17 protein-coding genes are annotated in these 19782 nt (G+C 72.8%); 4 read left to right on the top strand and 13 right to left on the bottom strand.

The window, feature by feature from the left end; genetic code table 11:
• Nucleotide 1: 1 nt before the first annotated feature.
• Nucleotides 2-1285 (bottom strand): YbfB/YjiJ family MFS transporter, encoded by a 1284-nt coding sequence (locus QSK36_RS19765; RefSeq protein WP_285783433.1) that lies wholly within the window; start codon nucleotides 1283-1285, stop codon nucleotides 2-4.
• 79 nt (nucleotides 1286-1364) lie between these two features.
• Between QSK36_RS19765 and QSK36_RS19760 the strand changes: the two genes are divergently transcribed.
• A complete protein-coding gene (locus QSK36_RS19760) occupies nucleotides 1365-1964 on the top strand; it encodes a TetR/AcrR family transcriptional regulator (RefSeq protein WP_285783432.1) in 600 nt (199 codons plus the stop codon).
• A gap of 21 nt (nucleotides 1965-1985) precedes the next feature.
• On the opposite strand, the gene der is transcribed toward QSK36_RS19760, so the two are convergent.
• From der to QSK36_RS19745, 3 genes are all read right to left on the bottom strand, one after another.
• Nucleotides 1986-3404, bottom strand: coding sequence for a ribosome biogenesis GTPase Der (gene der, locus QSK36_RS19755; protein WP_205825697.1), 1419 nt, complete (start codon nucleotides 3402-3404; stop codon nucleotides 1986-1988).
• A gap of 159 nt (nucleotides 3405-3563) precedes the next feature.
• Entirely contained in the window at nucleotides 3564-4211 is a 648-nt protein-coding gene (gene cmk, locus QSK36_RS19750) for a (d)CMP kinase (RefSeq protein ID WP_285783497.1), read from the bottom strand.
• A 154-nt stretch (nucleotides 4212-4365) separates the two neighbouring features.
• Nucleotides 4366-5007 (bottom strand): MerR family transcriptional regulator, encoded by a 642-nt coding sequence (locus QSK36_RS19745; protein WP_285783431.1) that lies wholly within the window; start codon nucleotides 5005-5007, stop codon nucleotides 4366-4368.
• A 127-nt stretch (nucleotides 5008-5134) separates the two neighbouring features.
• Here QSK36_RS19745 and QSK36_RS19740 point away from each other — a divergent pair, with 127 nt between their 5' ends.
• The 3 genes from QSK36_RS19740 (at nucleotide 5135) to QSK36_RS19730 (ending at nucleotide 10085) form a co-directional block, all read left to right on the top strand.
• Complete coding sequence (locus QSK36_RS19740; RefSeq protein WP_285783430.1) at nucleotides 5135-7315, top strand: MMPL family transporter; 2181 nt, start codon at nucleotides 5135-5137, stop codon at nucleotides 7313-7315.
• A 155-nt stretch (nucleotides 7316-7470) separates the two neighbouring features.
• A complete protein-coding gene (locus QSK36_RS19735) occupies nucleotides 7471-8631 on the top strand; it encodes a MerR family transcriptional regulator (RefSeq protein ID WP_285783429.1) in 1161 nt (386 codons plus the stop codon).
• Entirely contained in the window at nucleotides 8628-10085 is a 1458-nt protein-coding gene (locus tag QSK36_RS19730; protein WP_285783428.1) for an MFS transporter, read from the top strand. Before QSK36_RS19735 ends, QSK36_RS19730 begins: the two co-directional genes overlap by 4 nt.
• Here QSK36_RS19730 and QSK36_RS19725 read toward each other — a convergent pair.
• The 9 genes from QSK36_RS19725 to pyrG all read right to left on the bottom strand — a co-directional run bounded on the left by QSK36_RS19725 (nucleotide 10042) and on the right by pyrG (nucleotide 19700).
• Complete coding sequence (locus tag QSK36_RS19725) at nucleotides 10042-11136, bottom strand: prephenate dehydrogenase (RefSeq protein WP_139574294.1); 1095 nt, start codon at nucleotides 11134-11136, stop codon at nucleotides 10042-10044. The two genes, QSK36_RS19730 and QSK36_RS19725, sit on opposite strands and share 44 nt — an antisense overlap.
• Before the next feature lie 158 nt (nucleotides 11137-11294).
• Entirely contained in the window at nucleotides 11295-11654 is a 360-nt protein-coding gene (gene aroH / locus QSK36_RS19720; RefSeq protein ID WP_139574295.1) for a chorismate mutase, read from the bottom strand.
• 115 nt (nucleotides 11655-11769) lie between these two features.
• A complete protein-coding gene (locus QSK36_RS19715; RefSeq protein ID WP_285783427.1) occupies nucleotides 11770-13734 on the bottom strand; it encodes a pseudouridine synthase in 1965 nt (654 codons plus the stop codon).
• On the bottom strand, nucleotides 13734-14426 hold the full coding sequence (gene scpB, locus QSK36_RS19710; RefSeq protein ID WP_285783426.1) for an SMC-Scp complex subunit ScpB: 693 nt from the start codon (nucleotides 14424-14426) through the stop codon (nucleotides 13734-13736). Before scpB ends, QSK36_RS19715 begins: the two co-directional genes overlap by 1 nt.
• A gap of 97 nt (nucleotides 14427-14523) precedes the next feature.
• Nucleotides 14524-15399: a segregation and condensation protein A gene (locus QSK36_RS19705; protein WP_183541167.1), complete on the bottom strand. Its 876-nt coding sequence runs from the start codon at nucleotides 15397-15399 to the stop codon at nucleotides 14524-14526.
• Nucleotides 15400-15443: 44 nt separating this feature from the next.
• Complete coding sequence (locus tag QSK36_RS19700; protein ID WP_406540574.1) at nucleotides 15444-16331, bottom strand: ParA family protein; 888 nt, start codon at nucleotides 16329-16331, stop codon at nucleotides 15444-15446.
• Nucleotides 16332-16429: 98 nt separating this feature from the next.
• On the bottom strand, nucleotides 16430-17368 hold the full coding sequence (locus QSK36_RS19695; protein WP_285783425.1) for a site-specific tyrosine recombinase XerD: 939 nt from the start codon (nucleotides 17366-17368) through the stop codon (nucleotides 16430-16432).
• A 35-nt stretch (nucleotides 17369-17403) separates the two neighbouring features.
• Nucleotides 17404-18015: an NUDIX domain-containing protein gene (locus tag QSK36_RS19690; protein WP_285783424.1), complete on the bottom strand. Its 612-nt coding sequence runs from the start codon at nucleotides 18013-18015 to the stop codon at nucleotides 17404-17406.
• 14 nt (nucleotides 18016-18029) lie between these two features.
• Nucleotides 18030-19700 carry a CTP synthase gene (pyrG, locus tag QSK36_RS19685; protein ID WP_183541164.1) on the bottom strand — a complete coding sequence of 557 codons (1671 nt, stop codon included), beginning with the start codon at nucleotides 19698-19700 and terminating at the stop codon, nucleotides 18030-18032.
• Nucleotides 19701-19782 lie beyond the last annotated feature (82 nt).

The raw sequence follows: 19782 nt of genomic DNA, 5'->3' as shown, positions 1-19782 counted from the left end.
ACTATCTCGTGGACGCGTCCGCGTCGGGTGTCTTCTCGGCCGAACCCGCTCTGGCCCGGCGGGAGGGATTGGCAAACGCCGCGATCACAGCCGCGGCGGCGCACAGGACCGCGGTCCACGCCAGGGCGGCGGCGGTCGAGGTGTGGTCGGCGACGAGTCCGGCGAGCCACGGGCCCGCGGTCTGCCCGCCCGCGAAGATCGTGGTGAACGCCGCCAGGGTGGCCGTCCAGTCGGCGGGCGGGGTGTTCGCCTTGATGAGCGCGGTGACGGCGGCGGGCACGCCCATGAACGTCGCCCCGTAGAGGATCGCGGAGGCGAGGATGACCGGCGGCGCGGGCGCCGCCATCGCCAGCGCCGCGCCACCGCCCAGAAGACCGAGCAGCACGGCCAGGGCCCGGGTGCCGGGCCACTCCGCGGTCGGACGGCTCCACAGCGCGGGCGCCGCCACCACGGCCAGGCCGAGCGCCGTCCAGGTGAGCACCACCTGCCCGAGCGGCGCGTGCCGGTCCGCCAGGTAGGCGGACAGGAAGGTGATGTAGGTGATGTAACCGGCGGCGAACAGCAGGTAGGCCAGGGCGATCCCCCACAGTGGCCGCACGTGGACCCGCCCGGCGGTGGCGGTCTGCGTCTCTCCCCCCGCCTGCGTCTCTCCCCCCGCCTGCGCTTCCTCCCGCGCCTGCGCCTTCTCCCCCGCCTGTGCCTCCCCGTCGGCCCGGGCGGCGGTCCAGCTCAGCAGCGCCGCCAGCCCGGCGGCCACGCCCAGGCCGGCCCAGGCCAGGTGAAGGTGGTCGCCCAGCGGCGGGATGCCGGCGCCGCTGACCACGATGCCCAGCCCGGCGCCCGCGAAGTACACGGTGATGGGCGCCCCGGAGGCGGCGCGGGCGGCGAGGCGCGACGCGATGACGCCGCCGGTGACGAACACCGCGGCGCCCGCCACCCCGGCGGCGGCTCGCGCCGCCAGCAGCACCGGATAGGCGTCGCTCGTCGCGGTGACCGCTAAGGCCAGCGCGGTGAGGACCATGCCCCACCGGAAGGTGGCCGCCGTGCCCAGGCGGCGTACGACGACCGCGGTCACCAGCGCGCCGAGCAGATAGCCCAGGCCGTTCGCGGCGCTCATCGCCCCTGCTTCGGCCAGTGACCAGTGCAGTTCGTCCCGCATCGCCGGAAGGAGCAGCCCGTACGCGAAACGCGCCAGCCCGAGCGCCGACGCGGTGCCGAGAGCCAGCCGCGCCGCCGGCCACGTCTCCCGCCGGGCCGGCGTGCCGATGGCGAGGAGGTCGGGCATGACGGACTCCTTGAGATCGAACCGATCGGTACGATCCCGGAGCGTAGCAGTGCATCGAACCGATCGGTACCATCTGGGTATGCCGGTTCCCAAGGGCTCGACGATCGACCCGGAGCGCACCCGCGCCGCCATCCTGGAGGCGGCCACCGCCGTGCTGTACGAGCGCGGGCTCGACGGCGTCGGCGTCGCCGAGCTGTGCGCCCTCGTCGGCGTGTCGAAGGAGACGCTCTATCGGCACTTCGGCACCAAGGACGGCCTCGTGGAGGCCATGCTGCTGGCGCGCAGCGAACGGGTGACCCGCTGGCTGGCCGACGCCGCCGCGGCGGCGGGGGACGACCCTCGCGACCAGCTCGCCGCGGTGTTCGACGCGCTGCGAGAGTGGTACGAGGACCCCGTCTTCCGCGGCTGCGCGATGGTGAACGCGTCGGCCCAGCACCATGTCGGGGCCGTGCGCGCCATCACCACGCGCCACCTCGACCGCTACCTCGACCTGCTGACCGGCATCGCCGAGCGCGCAGGAGCCGCCGATCCGTCCCTCCTGGGGCGCCAGCTGCTCATGCTGGTCGAGGGCGCCACCGTCGTCGCCGCGCACCACGGCGCGGCCGGCACGGGCGAGCAGGCCCGCCAGGCGGCGCTCGCCCTGCTGTCGGCCGCCGCCAGAACCAGCGGCGGAGACTGAGGCCGCGGGACCGGGCGGGCGTTACTTCTTCTTGCGCTTCTCGCGGATCTTCATCGTCACCTCGATGGGAGAGCCCGCGAAGCCGAACTCCTCGCGGATGCGGCGCTCGAGGAACCGGCGGTAGGTCTCCTCCAGGAACGCCGAGGTGAACAGCACGAACTTCGGCGGCTCCGTGGACGCCTGGGTGGCGAACAGGATCTTCGGCTGCCGGCCGCCGCGCACCGGCGGCGGGGTGGCCTGCAGCAGCTCGGTGAGGAACTGGTTGAGCCGGGCCGTCGGCACCCGCGTGCCCCACGAGTCCAGGGCCCGTTCGATGGCCGGGGCCAGCTTCTCGACGTGGCGGCCGGTCTTCGCCGAGATGTTCACCCGCAGCGCCCAGGGCGTGCGGACGAGCTGCCGGTCGATCTCCTTCTCCAGGTAGTACCGCCGGTCCTCGTCGACCAGGTCCCACTTGTTGAACGCGACCACCATCGCCCGGCCCGACTCGATGACCAGGCCGAGGATCCGCAGGTCCTGCTCGGTCAGCACCTCGGAGGCGTCGATCAGCACGACCGCGACCTCCGCCCGCTCCAGCGCGGCCCGCGTGCGCATCGCCGCGTAGAAGTCCGCGCCCTTCAGCTCGCGGTCCCGCCGCCGGATGCCGGCCGTGTCGATGAACCGGTACGTCGTGCCGCCCAGCTCGATCAGCTCGTCGACCGGGTCGCGGGTGGTGCCGGCCATCGGGTCGACGAGCACCCGCTCCTCCCCGGCGAGCTTGTTGAGCAGCGACGACTTGCCCACGTTGGGCTTGCCCAGCAGGGCGATCCGGCGCGGGCCCCGCCGCTCGCCGAACGTCTGCGGCGGCGTCTCGGGCAGCGCGTCGAGCACGATGTCGAGCAGGTCGCCGCTGGCGCGGCCGTGCAGGGCGGAGACGGGGTGCGGCTCGCCCAGGCCGAGCGACCACAGCCCGGTCGCCTCCAGCTCCATCTGCTGGTTGTCGACCTTGTTGGCGGCCAGCACGACCGGCTTGCCCGAGCGGCGCAGGACCGCGCCGACGGCCTCGTCGGAGTCGGTGACCCCGACACTGGCGTCCACGACGAAGAGGATCACGTCGGCCAGCTCGGCCGCGATCTGCGCCTGCTCGGCGATGCGCAGGGCCATGCCGGTCGCGTCTGGGTCCCAGCCGCCGGTGTCGACCAGCGTGAACCGCCGGCCCCGCCAGGTCGCCTCGTACGTGACCCGGTCGCGGGTCACGCCGGGCACGTCCTCCACGACCGCCTCACGACGGCCGATGATGCGGTTGACCAGTGTCGACTTGCCGACGTTGGGGCGCCCCACCACGGCGACGACCGGCAGCGGGCCCGAGTCGGGCTCCCGCTCCGCCTCCTCTGTGGAAAGCTCGGCGAGCTCGGCCTCGATCCAGCCGCCCTCGTCCTCGTCGTACTCCCCCGTCACGTCCATACCCTGCCTCATCGGCTGCTCTTCCCGTTCTCCCCGGCCTCCCGTGAGGCCTCCCGGCGGACCGCTTCCGGGGCCGGGCTCGTTCGTACGTCGCACCGCGTGGCCCACTCCGGCGCGGCGGACGCGGCGCGGGAAGCGGTCAGGCGGTGCGTGCGGGCGTCAGACCCGCTCCTTGACGAGCCGGAGCACCTCGGCGATCACCTCGTCCAGGTCCAGCGGCGTCGTGTCCAGTTCCACCGCGTCCGCGGCCATCGCCAGCGGGTCGGCCTTGCGCGTCGAGTCGAGGGTGTCGCGCCGGGCCATCGCGGCCCTCTGCGCCTCCACGGTCGTCCCGTTCAGCTCGGCCGTACGGCGCAGGGCGCGCGCCTCGGCGCTCGCCGTGAGGTAGATCTTGACGGGCGCGTCCGGCGCGACCACGGTGCCGATGTCGCGGCCCTCGACCACGATCCCGCCGCCAGGCAGGGACTCGGCGATGATCTCCCGCTGCAGGGCCACCAGCCGGTGGCGCACCTCGGGCACGGCACTCACGGCCGACACCGCGCCGGTCACCTCGGGGCCGCGGATCGGCCCGTTGACGTCGACGCCGTCCACGGTGACGCCCGGCGCGTCGGGGTCGGTGCTCATGACCAGTGTGGGCTCGGCGGACCTCGCGGCGATCTCGGCGGCGTCCTCCAGGTTCACGCCCCGCTGGAGCATCCACCAGGTGACCGCGCGGTACATGGCGCCCGTGTCGAGGTATCGCAGGCCCAGCGCCCGCGCGACGCCCCGCGAGGCACTCGACTTGCCCGATCCCGAGGGACCGTCCATGGCGACGACCAGACCCGACACCGGCTCTCCTTCTCCCCTTCGAATCGTCGTCCCCGAGGCTACCGGGATACCGCCGGAAAGCATGCATCGGCGGCGGGACAGGGCCTTCCGCGCGATCATCTCGCGTTCGCCGGCAGCACCCGCGAGACGGCTCTCAGGCGGTCTCCTCGGCCCCGCCGAGGAGACGGGTCGCCTGCGCCTCCTGGGCCAGGCGGCGCAGGGAGGCGAGCACGGGATCGCCGAGAGCGGTCCAGATCACGATCGCCTCGGCCATGGCGTGCAGGTCGCCCCGCCGGCTGATCGCCCGCACCTCCGTGTCCGCCAGGTGCTCGGCGGTCTCGGCGTAGGTCTCCAGCAGGTCCAGGTAGTCGTCCTCGCCGAGGCGCCGCAGGGTCGCCAGCGCGTCCGCCAGCGTCCGCCTGGCCGGATTGCCCGGCTTGACCTGCCAGCCCCGCCGGGCGATCAACTCGTCGACCTGCGCGGCGGCCTCGTCCCAGGCGTAGTCCTCGGCGCGTTCCCTGGGCGGGGTCAGCGCGTACTGGGCCTTGCCGAGCACGTCGAAGTCCGAGATGCCGGAGGAGAAGATCAGCGCGAGCGCCTCGCGGGCCGAGGCCACCGGCAGCCCGCCGACCTCGACCAGCGCCCTGGCCAGCCGAAGCCGCCTGACGTGCTCCTCGCCGTATCGCGCCTGGTTGGGGCCGGTCCGCTCTCCCTGCGGGACCAGCCCCTCCCGCATGTAGTACTTGATGGTGGGGATCGGGACCCCGGTCCGCCTGCTCAGCTCCGCGATCCGCATGTCCCTCTCCCTCGCCGCACCCTCACAGGATAGGCCCGGGGCTTGCCCGCACCCACGGATATGGATAGCGTCGCTATCGATCAATTATGGATAGTGGCACTCTCTACTATCGAATTGAGGGAAGCACATGTTCGGCGCTCTGGGCCGCTCCGCGGTCCGTCACCGTCGCCTGATCCTGCTGGGCGCGCTGCTGTTCACCGTGGTCGCGGGCGTGTGGGGCGCCGGCGTCTTCGGCCGCCTCGGTGGCGGCGCGGGCTTCGACGACCCCGGCAGCCCGTCCTCGCACGCCGACCGGCTGCTCGCCGGACCGCTGGGCCGTCACACGGCCGACGTCGTCGTGCTGTACGAAAGCGACCACCTCACCGTGGACGACCCCGCCTTCGCCGGGCCCGTGCGCCGGGCCCTCGACGCGCTCCCCCGCCGGGACGTCGTGCGGCTGGAGTCGTACTGGTCGACCGGCTCACCCGGCTTCGTGTCGGAGGACCGGCACGCGACGTACGTCACCGTGCAGTTCCGCTCCCCCGACGACCAGGAGCGCGTACGGGCCCTGCGCGGCATCCGGGACAGGTTCGAGGTCGAGGGCCCGACCGTGCGGTTCGGCGGCCTCACCGCGATGACCGACCAGGTCAACAGCACGATCGCGCGCGACATCGGCCTGGCCGAGGCGATCTCGGTTCCGATCCTGCTGATCCTGCTGGCGGTGGTCTTCCGCAGCCTCCTGGCGGCGGCACTGCCCCTGGCCGTCGGCGTGGTCGCCGCGCTCGGCACGATGGCGGTGCTGCGCCTGGTCACGCTGGTCGCCGACGTCTCGACGTTCGCCATCCAGGTCGTCACGGTGCTCGGCCTCGGCCTGGCGATCGACTACGCGCTGCTCGCGGTCACCCGGTTCAGGGAGGAGCTCGGCAGGGGCGCGTCCGTCGCGACGGCGGTGGAACGGACGACGGCCACGGCGGGCCGGACGATCGCGTTCTCCGGCGCGGTCGTGGCGCTGTCGTTCGCGGGCCTCGCGGTGTTCCCTTCGCGGTTCCTGCTGTCGATGGCGTACGCGGGCGCCGCCACGGTCGTCCTGGCCGTGCTGACCTCACTCACCGTGCTGCCCGCGCTGCTGGCGGCCATCGGCCGACGGGTCGGCCGAAGGGGGCTCGGCAGGCAGGCCGGCCAAGGGGGGCTCGGCCGCGCCCGGCCCGCCGCCTCAGGCATGCGGTGGTATCGCCTGGCCCACGCCGTCATGCGGCGGCCCCTCGCGAGCGCGCTCGCCGTCGTCGCGGTGCTCGTGGCGCTCGGCCTGCCGTTCCTCGGTGTGAACTGGGCCAGGCCCGGCGACTGGGTGCTGCCCTCCGGCGCCGACGCGCGCGCCGTGACCCGGGAACTGGCCGAGCGCTTCACCGCCGACCCCGCCAAGATCGTGACGGCCGTCGTCGAGGCGCCGCGCGCCCTGGACAGGGCGGCGCTGGACGGCTACGCCGCCCGCCTGGACGCCGTGTCCGGAGTGGAGAGCGCGGCCGTCACCGGGACCACCGGCACTCTCGCCAGGATCACCCTCGGCTACGCGATGGACCCGATGTCTCGCGCGGCCGTGCGGATGGTCGAGGACCTGCGGGCCGTGCCGCCTCCGGCCGGGGCCGTCGCGTCGTTCACCGGGATGCCCGCCTCGCGAGTGGACATCGTGGACATGGTCGTCACCCGCCTGCCGTGGATGGCGCTGTTCGTGGCCGTCGTGTCGATCGCCCTGATGTTCCTGGCGTTCGGTTCGGTGATTCTGCCGATCAAGTCGGTGCTGCTGAACCTGTTGTCGCTGTCGGCGTCCTTCGGCGCCATCAAGCTGATCTTCCAGGACGGCCGGCTGGCCGGGCTGCTCGGCTTCGAGCCCGTCGGGGCCGTCGACGTGAACTTCCCCGTGCTGATCGTCGCGATCGCCTTCGGGCTGGCGATGGACTACGAGATGTTCCTCCTGTCGCGCGTACGCGAGGAACGCGAGCGCGGGGCCGATCCCGCGGAGGCGATGGCGCGCGGGCTGGCCAGGACGGCCGGGGTGGTCACCAGCGCCGCCCTCCTCGTCGCCGTGTCCGTCGCGGGCTTCGCCTTCTCCAGCGTGACGATCATGAAGATGATCGGTGTCGGCCTGGTGATCGCGGTCGCCGTGGACGCGACGATCGTGCGCGGCCTGCTGGTGCCTGCCAGCATGCGGCTGCTCGGCGAACGGGCATGGTGGGCGCCCCGGCCCCTGGCCCGATGGTGGCGGCGGCACGGCCTGCCGGAGCACGCTCCCGTGGCGCCGTCCCCCGAGGAGGCGGTCACCAGCCTCTGAGATCGGGCCTTCCGCGCGCCGGTTCGGCGCTCGTTCCGCGCTCGTTCTGGGCCCCTGCGCATCCTCCTGTAGCTTCCTCCGCGTGTTGACCTTGCCCCTGGGTGAAGCCCCAGCATCGTCGGCACCGGCCATGGCGGCCGGGACGAGGAGGAGTGGTGCGGGAGCTGCTGACCATCGGGACGTTCGCACGGGCCGCCCGGCTGTCGCCCAAGGCGTTACGGCTGTACGACGAGGTCGGGCTGCTGCGGCCGGCCGCGGTGGACGGCGAGTCGGGATACCGCTACTACGACCCGGCCCAGCTGGAGCGGGCCCGCCTGATCGCCTGGTTGCGGCGGCTCGGCATGCCTCTGGAGCGCATCCGGCGGGTGTGCGACCTGCCCGTGCCGGACGCGGCCGAGGAGGTGTCCGCCTATTGGCGGCACGTCACGGCCGAGACCGAGGCCCGGGGGCGGCTCGCCGCCTTCCTCGTCGACCACCTGTCGGGAAGGGGCAGCGCCGTGAAGGACACCACGACCATGCCGGGGATCCGTTACGCCGCCCGGTCGGAGCCGGGACCGGTGCGGACGAGCAACGAGGACGTCGCGTACGCCGGCGAGCGGTTGCTGGCGGTGGCCGACGGGATGCGCGGCCCGGGCGGCGACCGCGCCGGCGCGGCGGCCGTCGACGCGCTCAAGCGCCTGCAGACCCTGTCCGTGCTCCCCGAGGACCTGCTCGGCGCGCTCACCGACGCCGTCGGCGACGCCGAGCGGGCGATCCGGGACATCGCCGCCTCGACACCCTCGGGAGAGGCGGTCACCACGCTGACCGCGCTCGTGTGGTCCGGGTCGCGGCTGGCGCTGGTGCACATCGGCGACAGCCGGGCGTACCTCTTCCGCGACGGGGGACTGTTCCAGATCACCCACGACCACTCGTACGTGCAGTCGTTGATCGACGAGGGCCGGCTCACCCCGGAGGAGGCCGTCTCCCACCCCCGGCGCTCGCTTCTGGTACGCGCGCTGACCGGCACCGGATCCTCCCTGCCTGATCTGTCGATGCACGAGGCCGTCCCCGGCGACCGTTACCTGCTCTGCACGGACGGCCTGCCGGGTGTCGTGCCGGTCGGCGTGCTGCGCGAGACCCTCGCCGGTCCCTGCGGTCCGCGGCAGGTCGTCGACGAGCTGATCGACCGGGCGTACGCCGCCGGCGCCCCCGACAACGTGGCCTGCGTGGTCGCCGACGTGGTCGCCGACACCGCGGCTGACCCGGTGGCCGACGCGGTGGCTGACACGGCGGCGGAGGGGTCCCCGGCCGCCGGCGACGGCGGGGCCGGGCGATGAGCGCCACGACGGTGCGGCCGCCCCGTTCTTCCACCTGTTCCTCCAGGCCGGCCTCTGCGTGGACCTTCACCGTCGACTGCCGGCCGCTGGCCATCCCGGCGTTCCGCCGGATGTGGGCCGCCTCGGTGATCTGCGCTGTGGGCGGCTCCTTCAGCGTGGTCGCGGTGCCGACGCAACTGTTCACGGTCACCGGCTCGTCGGCGGCCGTGGGAGCCGCCGCGGGGGTGTCGTTCGCCGCGCTGGTCGCGGCGGCGGTGTGGAGTGGCGCGCTCGCCGACGTGATGGACCGGCGGACGATGCTGCTCGCCGCCGACCTCGGTCTGGCGCTGACGTACGCGGCGCTGTGGCTCCAGGCGGTCCTGGGTGGCCGCTCCGTCCCCGTCCTGCTGGTGGCGGTGGCCTTCCAGGGGCTGACCTACGGGACGGTCCTGACGACGACGGGGGCCACCGTGCCCCGCCTCGTCCCGGCCGAGCTGCTGCCGGCGGCCAACAGCCTCAGCTCGCTGGTCCGCTACGGCGGATCGGTCCTGGGGCCGATGCTCGCCGGTGTGCTGGTCCCGGTTGTGGGGCTCGGCACGCTGTACCTGTTCGACGCCGTCGCGCTGCTCGCCGTGGTGTGGGCGGTCGCCATGCTGCCGCCGCTGCCGCCTCCCGCCGCGGGCACGGAAAAGGGCGGCCGAGGAGCCTCGGCGGCCGGCCGGATGCTGGCCGGGTTCCGATACCTGGCGGCCGACAGGCTGCTGGTGGCGGTGCTGGCCGTGGACCTCGCGGCCATGGTCTTCGGCATGCCGTCGGCGCTGTTCCCCGAGCTGGCCCGTCACGTCTTCGGCGGCACGGCCGGGGGCGGCACGGAGACGGGACTGCTCTACGCGGCCTACCCCGCCGGGGTCTTCGCGGCCGGGCTGCTGTCGGGCACGTTCACCCGCGCGCGGCGCCACGGCGCCCTCGTGGCGGGCGCCGCCGTCGCGTGGGGGATCGCCGTCGTGTTCGTCGGCCTGGCCGCCGAGCTGTGGATCGCGCTGGTGGCGCTCGTGCTCGGCGGCGCGGTCAACTTCGTGCTGAGCACCTTCCGCACCACGATCATTCAGGCGCACACCGGCGACGCCGTACGCGGGCGCGTGCAGGGCGCGCTCACCGTCGTGCTGGTCGGAGGGCCGCAGATCGCGAATCTGCTGCACGGTTCCGCCGGCGCCGCGTTGCACGGTCTCACCAGCGCGCCCCTGCACGACACCGTGGGCGCGTTGTCCGGCCCGCGCGTCGTCATCTGTGCGGGCGGGCTGCTCACCGTGGTCACCGTGTCGGCGATCGCCTGGGCGATCCCCGACCTGCGCCGCTACATCGCTCCCGCTCCCGCCCCCGCCGCGGGGCCGGTGGCCGGTCTGACATCACCGGCCTTACCGGGAGACCGGGTCAGCCCGGCACCTGCCAACCGCGCTCGCGCAGGCCGTGGGTGAGCGCTTCCGCCGCCTCCGGGCGGACGTACAGTTCGGCCGCGCCGAGCTCCAGTCCGGTGGCGTGCTCCAGGCGGATGTCCTCGATGTTGACGCCCGTCTCGCCCGCGGCCTGGACCAGGCGGGCCAGCTCGCCGGGACGGTCGCCGATGAGCACCTGGACCACCGCGTACGTCCGCGCCGGACCGCCGTGCTTGCCGGGAATCCTGCCGGTCCCCCGCACGCCGCGCGACAGGAGGTCGGTGACCTGCCCCATGGCCGCGCCGTCGCCCGCCAGCGCGCGAAGCGAGCGGGCGGCGGCGCTCAGGTCGTCCACGAGCGCCTCCAGCACCTCGGCGACGGGCAGCGCGTTGCCCTCGAGGATGCCGGTCCACAGCGCGGGGTCGCTGGCGGCGATACGGGTCACGTCGCGCACGCCCTGCCCCGACAGCCCGAGCGCCGTCTCCGACGCCTCCGCCAGCCGGGCCGCCACCGCGGCGGCCGTCACGTGCGGGGCGTGCGAGACGACCGCGACGGCGCGGTCGTGCTCGGCCGCGTCCACCCGCACGGCGTTGCCCCCGCACAGCGAGATCAGCCGCTCCACCGCGGCCACCGCCCGCGGGGACGCCTCGTCCGTCGGGCAGTACGCCCACGGACGGCCGAGGAACAGGTCGGCGCGGGCCGCCGCCGGGCCGGACCGCTCGCGGCCCGCCAGCGGATGCCCCGCGACGTACGTCGTCAGGTCGCAGCCGAGCTGGGCGGCCTGGGCCAGCGGGAGCGCCTTCACGCTCGCCACATCGGTGTAGAAGCGGGCGCTGTCGCGCTTTTGCAGGTCGAGCAGTTGCTGCGCGACGAACTGGGGCGGCACGGCGACGACCGCGAGATCCGCCCGCTGCTCGCCGGTCCAGTCCTCCCCCGCGCCCAGTTCACGCGCGAGCCGTACGGCTCCCGCGTCCCGGTCGGCCAGGAAGACCCGCACGTCCCGCTGCCGCAGCGCCAGTGCGATCGACGTGCCGATGAGGCCCGTCCCCACAACGACCACACTGCCGATCCCGGCGTCCTCGATGGGAGTCATCGTGCTCTTCCTGCCGTCGCCGTCCCCAGGTGCGCTGTCCCGCGACGGATGTCTCGTGGGTGGATTGTGATGGTTCACCGACCCCGCCGTCCCGGCGTGGTCCTGCCGGGCGACGCCAACCGGGCGATGCTCGATGGGCGATGCCTATCGGGGGGTGCTCATTGGGCGATGTCCACGCGCAGCGCCACGGCGCCGCGCAGGTACACGTGCTGGATCTCCTGCCGGGGACGGTCGGTCTGCACGTGGGCCATCAGCCGCACCACGCGCGGAAGCGCGCCCGGCACGTCGATCTCGCTCGCGCACAGCAGGGGCACGTCGTGGAACCCGAGCTTGCGCGCGGCCAGTGCGGGGAACTCGGCGGTGAGGTCGGGCGTGCACGTGAAGATCACGCTGATGACGTCGTCGGTCGTGAGGTTGTTGCGCCCCATCACCTCGGTCACCAGCTCGGTCGTCCCGGCGAGGATCGCGTCACGATCGTTGCCGTCGACCTGGATGGCTCCGCGAATCGCCCGCACCATGTCGTTCCCCTCTCGCTGGGACGGGCCGGTCTCCTGCGGAGACAAGCCCGGCCCATCTACGTGACTTTCAGCCAATTCTGCCCGGCTTGCGACTTTCGTCCGCCGCGCGGAAAGGCTACAGGCCGACCGCCGCGTACAGCTCACCGATCTCCTGCACGGTGAGCGTCCGGATGGTTCCCGGCTTGAGCCGGCCGAGCTTGACCGGGCCGAACTCGATGCGGGCCAGGTCGATCACCCGGTGCCCGACCGTCTCCATCACCCGCCGGACGATGTGCTTGCGGCCCTCGTGGAGGACGACCTCGACCAGCGCCTGCTGGCCGTGCTCCTGCACCACCCGGAACTCGTCCACCTTGGCCAGGCCGTCCTCCAGCTCCACGCCCTTGCGCAGCACCTTGTGCAGGTCGCGCGGAATGGGACCGGGCACCTTGGCCCAGTACTTCTTCTGCACGCCGTAGCTCGGGTGGGTCAGCCGGTGAGCCAGCTCGCCGTCGTTGGTCAGCAGCAGCAGGCCCTCGGTCTCGGTGTCGAGACGTCCCACGTGGAACAGCCGGGGCGCGAGGTCCTGCACGTAGTCGTTCAGGCACGGCCGGCCCTCGGGGTCGTCCATCGTGCTCACCACGCCGATCGGCTTGTTGAGCGCGTAGTAGACGGTCTCCGAGGACGTCGGAATGCGCTTGCCGTCGACCCGGATGACCTGCTTGGCGGGATCGACGCGCGCGCCGTAGCGGCGCACCGTCTGTCCGTCCACCGACACCCGGCCTTCGCCGATCATCTCCTCGCACGCCCGCCGGCTGGCCACCCCGGCCTGGGCGAGCACCTTCTGCAGCCGCTCACCGCCCGGCACCTCGGTCGTGTCGCGCTCGTCGGTGTAGTCCTCGTCGTAGAAGTCCGGGTCGCGCAGCGGCTGCCGGGACGTCTTGAACGGGTTGCTCGCCGGGCCGCTCGCGCCGGGGCTCTTGAAACCTCCCGCGGGCCGCGCCGCGCCGCGCGAGCCTCCGCCGGCTCCGGCGCCGCCGAACCGGCCGCGCCCGCCGCCCAGGCGGCCGATCGTCTGCACCTCGTCGCGGCTCGCACGGCCCCTGCCGCCGCCGCGCGCCGAGCGGAAGTCGCCGCGCTCGGGCCGCGCGCTCCGTGCCTCACGGTCCCCGCGCTCGCTCCGTGTACCACGGTCGCCCCGCGCGCCACCTGTCTCACGGTCGCCGCGTCCGCTCCATCCCTCACGGTCGCCGCGTCCGCTCCGTGCCCCACGGTCGCCGCGCTCCTCGTCGCGGAAGGCCGCCCGCCTGGGCTCACGCGTCGTCTCGTAACCGCCGTCGCGGTCACGCGGCCGGTCCCGGCCGCCCTCCGGCCTGCCGTACCGGCCGCGCGAACCGGTCCCCTCCGCACGGAACGACGGACGGTCGCCGGAGAAGGCGTCCCGGGCACCGCGCTCCCGGCCGGAATTGCGATCACGGTCGAAGTCACGCTCGAAGCCACGGCCGCCGTCGCGGTCGAACCCACGGCCGGACCCGCGGTCTGACCCGCGATCGAACCCACGGCCGGACCCGCGGTCTGACCCGCGATCGAAGCCACGGCCGCCGTCACGATCGCCGGAACGGCCGCCCTCGGGCCTGCCGTACCTGCCGCGAGAACCGCCCCGCTCCCCGCGGAAGGGGGTCCGGTCGTCGTCGCGATACCGCTCGCCGCCGGAACGCGCGTCGCGGCGGCCGGTGTCACCGTAACGGCCCGTGTCATTGTGACGACCGGTGTCACCGTAACGGCCGCGGGAGCGGTCGTCGCGGCCGTCACCGGAACGGCGGTCGCCGTACCGGTCGCCGCGCGGGGCCTCCTCGTCGCGGAACCGCCTGGAGTCCGGCCTGTCGGACCGGGAGTCGGGCCGGGAGTCGGGCCGGGAGTCGGACCTGGAGTCGAAACCGTACCCGGACCGGGAACCAGGGACGCGGGAACCGCCGCGCCGGTCGCCCTGGGGGCGGAAGCCGCCGGATCCGCCACGGGATCCACGCGGGCTCGCGCCCTGCTGACCGGTGCTCCGGCTCCGACCGCGTCCCTCACCGGACGGGGTGCCACGCCTGTTGTTCACTACTTCTGCTCCTCAAGAATTTCCACGTCGTCCGGGAGGAACGGGGCGAGTTCGGGAAGCTCGTCGAGGCTCCGCAGCCCCAGTCTCTCCAGGAAGTAACTCGTCGTCCGGTAGAGCACTGCCTGGCTCTCCGGGTCGGTTCCGGCCTCTTCCACGAGGCCGCGTGCGACCAGCGTCCGCATGACGCCGTCGCTGCTCACGCCGCGCACCGCCGCCACCCGGGCCCGGCTGACCGGCTGCCGGTAGGCGACCACGGCGAGGGTCTCCAGCGCGGCCTGCGTCAGCCGCGCCTGCTGGCCGTCCCTGACGAACCTCTCCACCAGCGCGGCGTATTCCGCCCTGGTGTAGAAGCGCCAGCCTCCGGCCACCTCTCGCAGGTCGAAACCCCGTCCGGCGGCCGTGTATTCCTCCGACAGCGCGCGGAGCGCGGCGGCGACCTCCACCGTCGGGCGTTCCAGCACCTGAGCGAGGGTCACCTCGGCGACCGGCTCGTCCACCACCATCAGGATCGCTTCGAGGGCCGCGGCGAGCGTGGCCCCCTCGCCCGGCGGCTCCGCCTCGGACTCCCGGGCAACGGGGGCCGGATCCGGCGATCCGAGGCCGGACGCGAGCGCGCCGCCGTCCCGCTCCGTCACATCGCCGACGGAGCCGGAGAGGTCGTCGCCGGAACCGGGGGTGTCGCTCGCTTCCATCGCTCCTCGCTCGTCGTACGGGTCACGTCTCCGCCGCGCCGCTCATTCGGCGTCCTGGTTCGGCACGGCCTCCAGTGGTCGGCCCTGGCGGGCCGCCTCACTCGTCCCGTGCGTCCGCCGCCTCGGCGGGCCGTTCCTCGCGCCGGCCCTCGTCGTAGTCGTCGCCCACCGTGACGTCGCCGTCGGCGGTTCCCGTCCAGGTGACGTACAGGTCGCCGAGCGGTTCGACCTGTTCGAAGGAGACCGCGGCCTCCCGGAACAGCTCAAGGACGGCCAGGAAGCGGGCGACGATCTCGAACGTTCCCGAGCAGTCGGCGGTCAGCGCCCGGAAGGTCGCCGTGTGCAGCCGCCTCAGCCGCTCGACAAGAATAGCGGCTTGCTCCCTGACACTGGCCAGCGGTTGGTAGATGTGCGAGACCGACACCGACGGCGGCGCCTTGGGGGTGAAGGCCCGTGCCGCGATCTTGGCGAGTTGCTCGGGCCCGATGCCGAGCACGAGTTCCGGCAGCAGGTCGGCGAAGCGCTTTTCCATCGGCACGGCGCGAGGGAACCGCAGCGCCTCCTCCGCCATCCGGCCGGCGAAGATCTTCGCGACCTCCTTGTACGCCCGATACTGCAGCAGACGCGCGAACAGCAGGTCGCGGGCCTCCAGCAGGGCGAGGTCCTCCTCGTCCTCGACCTCTCCGGTGGGCAGCAGCCGGGCCGCCTTGAGGTCGAGCAGGGTCGCCGCGACGAGCAGGAAATGGCTCGTCTGGTCGAGGTCCCACTCCGGGCCCCGCGACCGGATGTACGCGATGAACTCGTCGGTGACCTGGTGCAGGGACACCTCGGTGATGTCCAGCTTGTGCTTGGAGATCAGCCCCAGCAGCAGGTCGAACGGCCCTTCGAAGACGTCGAGGTGCACCTGGAAGCCGCTCGGAGCGCTCTCCTCGCTCCCCTGGTCGGTCTCCTGGCCGGTCGTCACACCTGCCATTGTCTCCTACCGGCGCGATCGCGCGGCACCTACCGGCATCACTGTCAGACGCGGGCGGGCCACCTGGCCAGCAGCTCGCGGGCCAGCTCGCGGTAGGCGGTGGCGCCCATCGAGCCGGGGTCGAACTGCGTGATCGGCTCCCCCGCCAGGGTGGCGTCGGGGAAGCGCACCGTCCGGTTGATGACGGTGTGGAACACCTTGTCGCCGAAGCCCTGCATGATCGTCTGCAGCACCTCGCGGGCGTGCAGTGTCCGGGGGTCGTACATGGTGGCGAGCAGGCCGTCGATCTCCAGGTTCTTGTTGAGCCGCTCCTGGACCTTGCCGATCGACTCCATCAGCAGCGCCACGCCGCGCAGCGCGAAGAACTCGCACTCCAGCGGGATCATCACGCTGTGCGCGCAGGTCAGCGCGTTGACCGTCAGCAGGCCGAGGGACGGCTGGCAGTCGATCAGGCAGATGTCGTAGTACGGCAGCAGGGGCTCCAGCGCCCGCTGCAGGGCGTACTCCCTGGCCACCTCGTTGACGAGCCGGATCTCCGCGCCCGACAGGAAGATGTTGCTCGGCAGGAGCTGCATGCCCTCGACGGTGGTGTCGATCAGCACGTCCTCGACCGTGACGTCGGGCTCCTCCATGATCAGGTCGTAGACCGTCGCCTCGAGCGGCCGGGGGTCGATGCCGAGACCGACCGACAGCGCGCCCTGCGGATCGAAGTCGACGAGCAGCACCCGCTGGCCGACCTCGGCGAGCGCGGCGCCCAGATTGATCGTGGTCGTCGTCTTGCCGACGCCGCCCTTCTGGTTGACCATCGCGACGATGCGCGCGGGTCCGTGCGACTCCGGCGGGGTCGGCTCGGGGAACACCGGACGGGGACGGCCGGTAGGCCCGATCGCACCGGGAGCCCCCACCCACGTCCCCTCTGTGGTCGCAGTCACCTGTTGGTCCTCCCTGACGGCCTTAGAACCTGATCGAATCTAAAGGGTAGGCACGTGGTCGGCAAGGCGGCGCGCCAAAGGCCGCCGAGATGGGCCTTCTAATGCAACGCACGGGGATGCGCCGCCGCGTAGACCTCGCGGAGCTTGTCGACCGTCACCAGGGTGTACACCTGCGTGGTGGTCACCGAGGCGTGGCCGAGCAACTCCTGGACAACCCTAACGTCGGCGCCCCCGTCCAGGAGGTGGGTTGCGAACGAATGGCGCAACATGTGCGGCGATACACCGGAAAGTCCGGCTCGTTCCGCCGCCGCCTGCAGCACCTCCCAGGCACCCTGCCGCGTGAGCCGCCCGCCCCGCGCGTTGAGGAACAGCGCGGGCGTCCCCCGGCCGTGCGCCGCCAGCCGGGGCCTGGCCCTGACCAGGTACGCGTCGAGCGCCTGGCGGGCGAAGCGGCCGAGCGGCACAATCCTAGTCCGCCCGCCCTTGCCGCGCAGCCACACCTGGTCCTGGTCCCCGTCGTGGTCATGGTCTTCGTCGTGCACCGGCCCCGTGGGCACGTCGTCCACCGCCAGCCCTACGGCCTCCGAGATCCGGGCGCCCGTGCCGTACAGGACCTCAAGCAGCGCGCGGTTGCGCAGGGCGAGCGGCGAGTCCTCCGGGCCGCAGGCGGCGATGAGCCGCTCGACCTCCGCGACGGTGATCGCCTTGGGGAGCCGCCGGAGCTGGCGCGGCGGGCGCACCTCGTGAGCCGGGTCGTGCCCGGCCACCCCCTCGCGCAGGGCGAAGCGGTGCAGCCCGCGTACGGCCGACACGGCGCGGGCCGCCGAGCTGGCGACCAGCGCCGGGTGGTCCTCGTCGCCCTCCCGCAGCGCGGCGAGGAAGGCGACCACGTCCGACTCCGCGACCTGCGCGAACGTCTCGAGCCCGCGCGCCCGGAGATGTCCGACGTATCGGCGCAGGTCGCGCCGGTAGGAGGCGAGCGTGTTGGCAGACAGCCCCCGCTCCACCGCCAGATGGGCGAGGTAGCTGGACAGCACCGCCTCGGGCTCGCTCAGGACGTCTCCCTACGGACTCATGCCTCCGGCGCGTCGGCGGGACGAAGGCCCTTGAATCCGTCGGCGGAAGCAGCGTATGCGGCGAGGATACCGGCGACGGCAGGAGAATTGTGGATCATTCCGCTCAGCACCTTGTCGACCGCCGCACCCAGGGGAATCCAGGCCGCCGGCATGTCGGTCTCCTCGTGGTGGCGCACGTACGTGTTCTCCTCGTCGGGGATCGGCTCCACGTCGCGGGCCAGGAAGACCCGGATCCGCTCGTCCGACATGCCCGGGGAGGTGCGCAGGTCGACCAGCGTGTGCCACGTGCGCGCCCGGTAGGCGGCCTCCTCGGCGAGCTCGCGCGCCGCGCACTCCACCAGCGGCTCGCCCGGCACGTCGCGGATGCCGGCCGGCAGCTCCCACAGCAGGCGCCGCGCCGGATGCCGGTACTGGCGGATCAGCAGCACGCGGTCCTCGTCGTCGAGGGCGAGTACCGCGACCGAGCCGGGGTGGACGACATAGTCGCGGTCGGCGGTCACCCCGCCGGGCATCTCCACCGTGTCGGTGCGCACCGTGATGATCCGCCCGGCGAAGCGCTCGGCGGAGGCGACGACGTTCCAGGACTCCTCGGCGTCTTCGACGTTCACCGTGTTCTCCGCGGTCACTTGGCCCGGCCCGCCTTCGCCACGTTCTCCCGCCGGCCCGCGTACTCCAGCGCGGCCTGCACCAGCCCCTTGAACAGGGGGTGCGACCGGGTCGGGCGGGAGCGGAACTCCGGATGGGCCTGCGTGCCGATGAAGAACGGGTGCTGGTCGGTGGCCAGCTCGGCGTACTCGACGAGGCGGCCGTCGGGCGACAGGCCGGAGAACACCATGCCGACCTTCTCCAGCCGCTCCCGATAGGAGTTGTTCACCTCGTAGCGGTGCCGGTGGCGCTCCTCCACCTTGGCCTTGCCGTACAGACGGCGGGCCAGCGAGCCCTCCACGAGCTTGGCCGGGTAGAGGCCGAGCCGCATGGTGCCGCCCATGTCGCGCTCACCGGCGACGACGTCCTTCTGGTCGGCCATGGTGGAGATGACCGGGTTGATGGTCTCGGGGTCGAACTCGGTGCTGTCGGCGTCCTCGATCCCGGCCAGGTTGCGGGCCGCGTCGATCACGATGCACTGCATGCCGAGGCAGATGCCGAGCAGGGGGACGCGCTGCTCGCGGGCGTGCCGTACGGCGCCGACCTTGCCCTCGATGCCGCGCACGCCGAAGCCGCCGGGGATCAGCACGCCGTCGACCCCGTCCAGCTCGCGGGCCGCGCCCTCGGGGGTCTCGCAGTCGTCGCTCTTGACCCAGCGGATGTTGACCCGCGCGTCGTTGGCGAAGCCGCCGGCGCGCAGCGCCTCGGTGACCGACAGGTACGCGTCGGGCAGGTCGATGTACTTGCCGACCAGCGCGATCGTGACCTCCTTGGCCGGGCGGTGGACCCGGCGCAGGAGCTGGTCCCACTCGGTCCAGTCCACGTCGCGGAACGGCAGGCCCAGCCGGCGCACCACGTACGCGTCGAGCCCCTCGGTGTGCAGGACCTTCGGGATGTCGTAGATCGAGGCCGCGTCGACGGCGGAGACCACGGCGTCCTCGTCCACGTCGCACATCAGGCTGATCTTGCGCTTGAGCGAGGTGGTGATCGGGCGGTCGGAGCGGCAGACGATCGCGTCGGGCTGGATGCCGATGCTGCGCAGCGCGGCGACCGAGTGCTGCGTGGGCTTGGTCTTCAGCTCCCCGCTCGGGCCGATGTACGGCAGCAGGGAGACGTGCAGGAAGAAGACGTTGTCGCGGCCGACCTCGTGGCGGACCTGCCGGACGGCCTCCAGGAACGGCAGCGACTCGATGTCGCCGACCGTGCCGCCGACCTCGGTGATGACCACGTCGACGTCCGGGCCCGCCATGCCGCGGATGCGGTCCTTGATCTCGTTGGTGATGTGCGGGATGACCTGGACGGTGTCGCCCAGGTACTCGCCGCGCCGCTCCTTGGCGATCACGTTCGAGTAGACCTGGCCGGTGGTGACGTTGGCGGAGCCGTGCAGCTCGGTGTCGAGGAAGCGCTCGTAGTGGCCGATGTCGAGGTCCGTCTCGGCCCCGTCGTCGGTGACGAACACCTCGCCGTGCTGGAAGGGGTTCATCGTGCCGGGGTCGACGTTGAGGTAGGGATCGAGCTTCTGCATCGTGACGCGAAGGCCGCGAAGCTTGAGGAGACGACCGAGGCTGGAGGCCGTGAGTCCCTTGCCGAGACTGGAGGCGACGCCGCCGGTGACGAACAGATGCTTGGTTTGTGCGGCGCTGCGCAAGAAGAGCTCCCGTGGTCGATGTCGATCCGGCCGTCCGGTTTGGACGCCGCGATGCCCACGGGCTCTCAGAATATCAAACGTC

The sequence above is a fragment of the Microbispora sp. NBRC 16548 genome (assembly GCF_030268985.1).
GTDB lineage: Bacteria > Actinomycetota > Actinomycetes > Streptosporangiales > Streptosporangiaceae > Microbispora > Microbispora catharanthi.
The sequence above is the reverse complement of the archived record's forward strand: the minus strand, read 5'-3'. Positions and strand labels throughout refer to the sequence as shown.

Excerpts from the sequence above, each read along its gene's own strand:
- QSK36_RS19765 (WP_285783433.1), bottom strand. The coding sequence starts at position 1,285 with ATGCCCGACCTCCTCGCCATCGGCACGCCGGCCCGGCGGGAGACGTGG.
- QSK36_RS19760 (WP_285783432.1), top strand. The coding sequence starts at position 1,365 with ATGCCGGTTCCCAAGGGCTCGACGATCGACCCGGAGCGCACCCGCGCC.
- der (WP_205825697.1), bottom strand. The coding sequence starts at position 3,404 with ATGGACGTGACGGGGGAGTACGACGAGGACGAGGGCGGCTGGATCGAG.
- cmk (WP_285783497.1), bottom strand. The coding sequence starts at position 4,211 with ATGGACGGTCCCTCGGGATCGGGCAAGTCGAGTGCCTCGCGGGGCGTC.
- QSK36_RS19745 (WP_285783431.1), bottom strand. The coding sequence starts at position 5,007 with ATGCGGATCGCGGAGCTGAGCAGGCGGACCGGGGTCCCGATCCCCACC.
- QSK36_RS19740 (WP_285783430.1), top strand. The coding sequence starts at position 5,135 with ATGTTCGGCGCTCTGGGCCGCTCCGCGGTCCGTCACCGTCGCCTGATC.
- QSK36_RS19730 (WP_285783428.1), top strand. The coding sequence starts at position 8,628 with ATGAGCGCCACGACGGTGCGGCCGCCCCGTTCTTCCACCTGTTCCTCC.
- QSK36_RS19725 (WP_139574294.1), bottom strand. The coding sequence starts at position 11,136 with ATGACTCCCATCGAGGACGCCGGGATCGGCAGTGTGGTCGTTGTGGGG.
- aroH (WP_139574295.1), bottom strand. The coding sequence starts at position 11,654 with ATGGTGCGGGCGATTCGCGGAGCCATCCAGGTCGACGGCAACGATCGT.
- scpB (WP_285783426.1), bottom strand. The coding sequence starts at position 14,426 with ATGGAAGCGAGCGACACCCCCGGTTCCGGCGACGACCTCTCCGGCTCC.
- QSK36_RS19705 (WP_183541167.1), bottom strand. The coding sequence starts at position 15,399 with ATGGCAGGTGTGACGACCGGCCAGGAGACCGACCAGGGGAGCGAGGAG.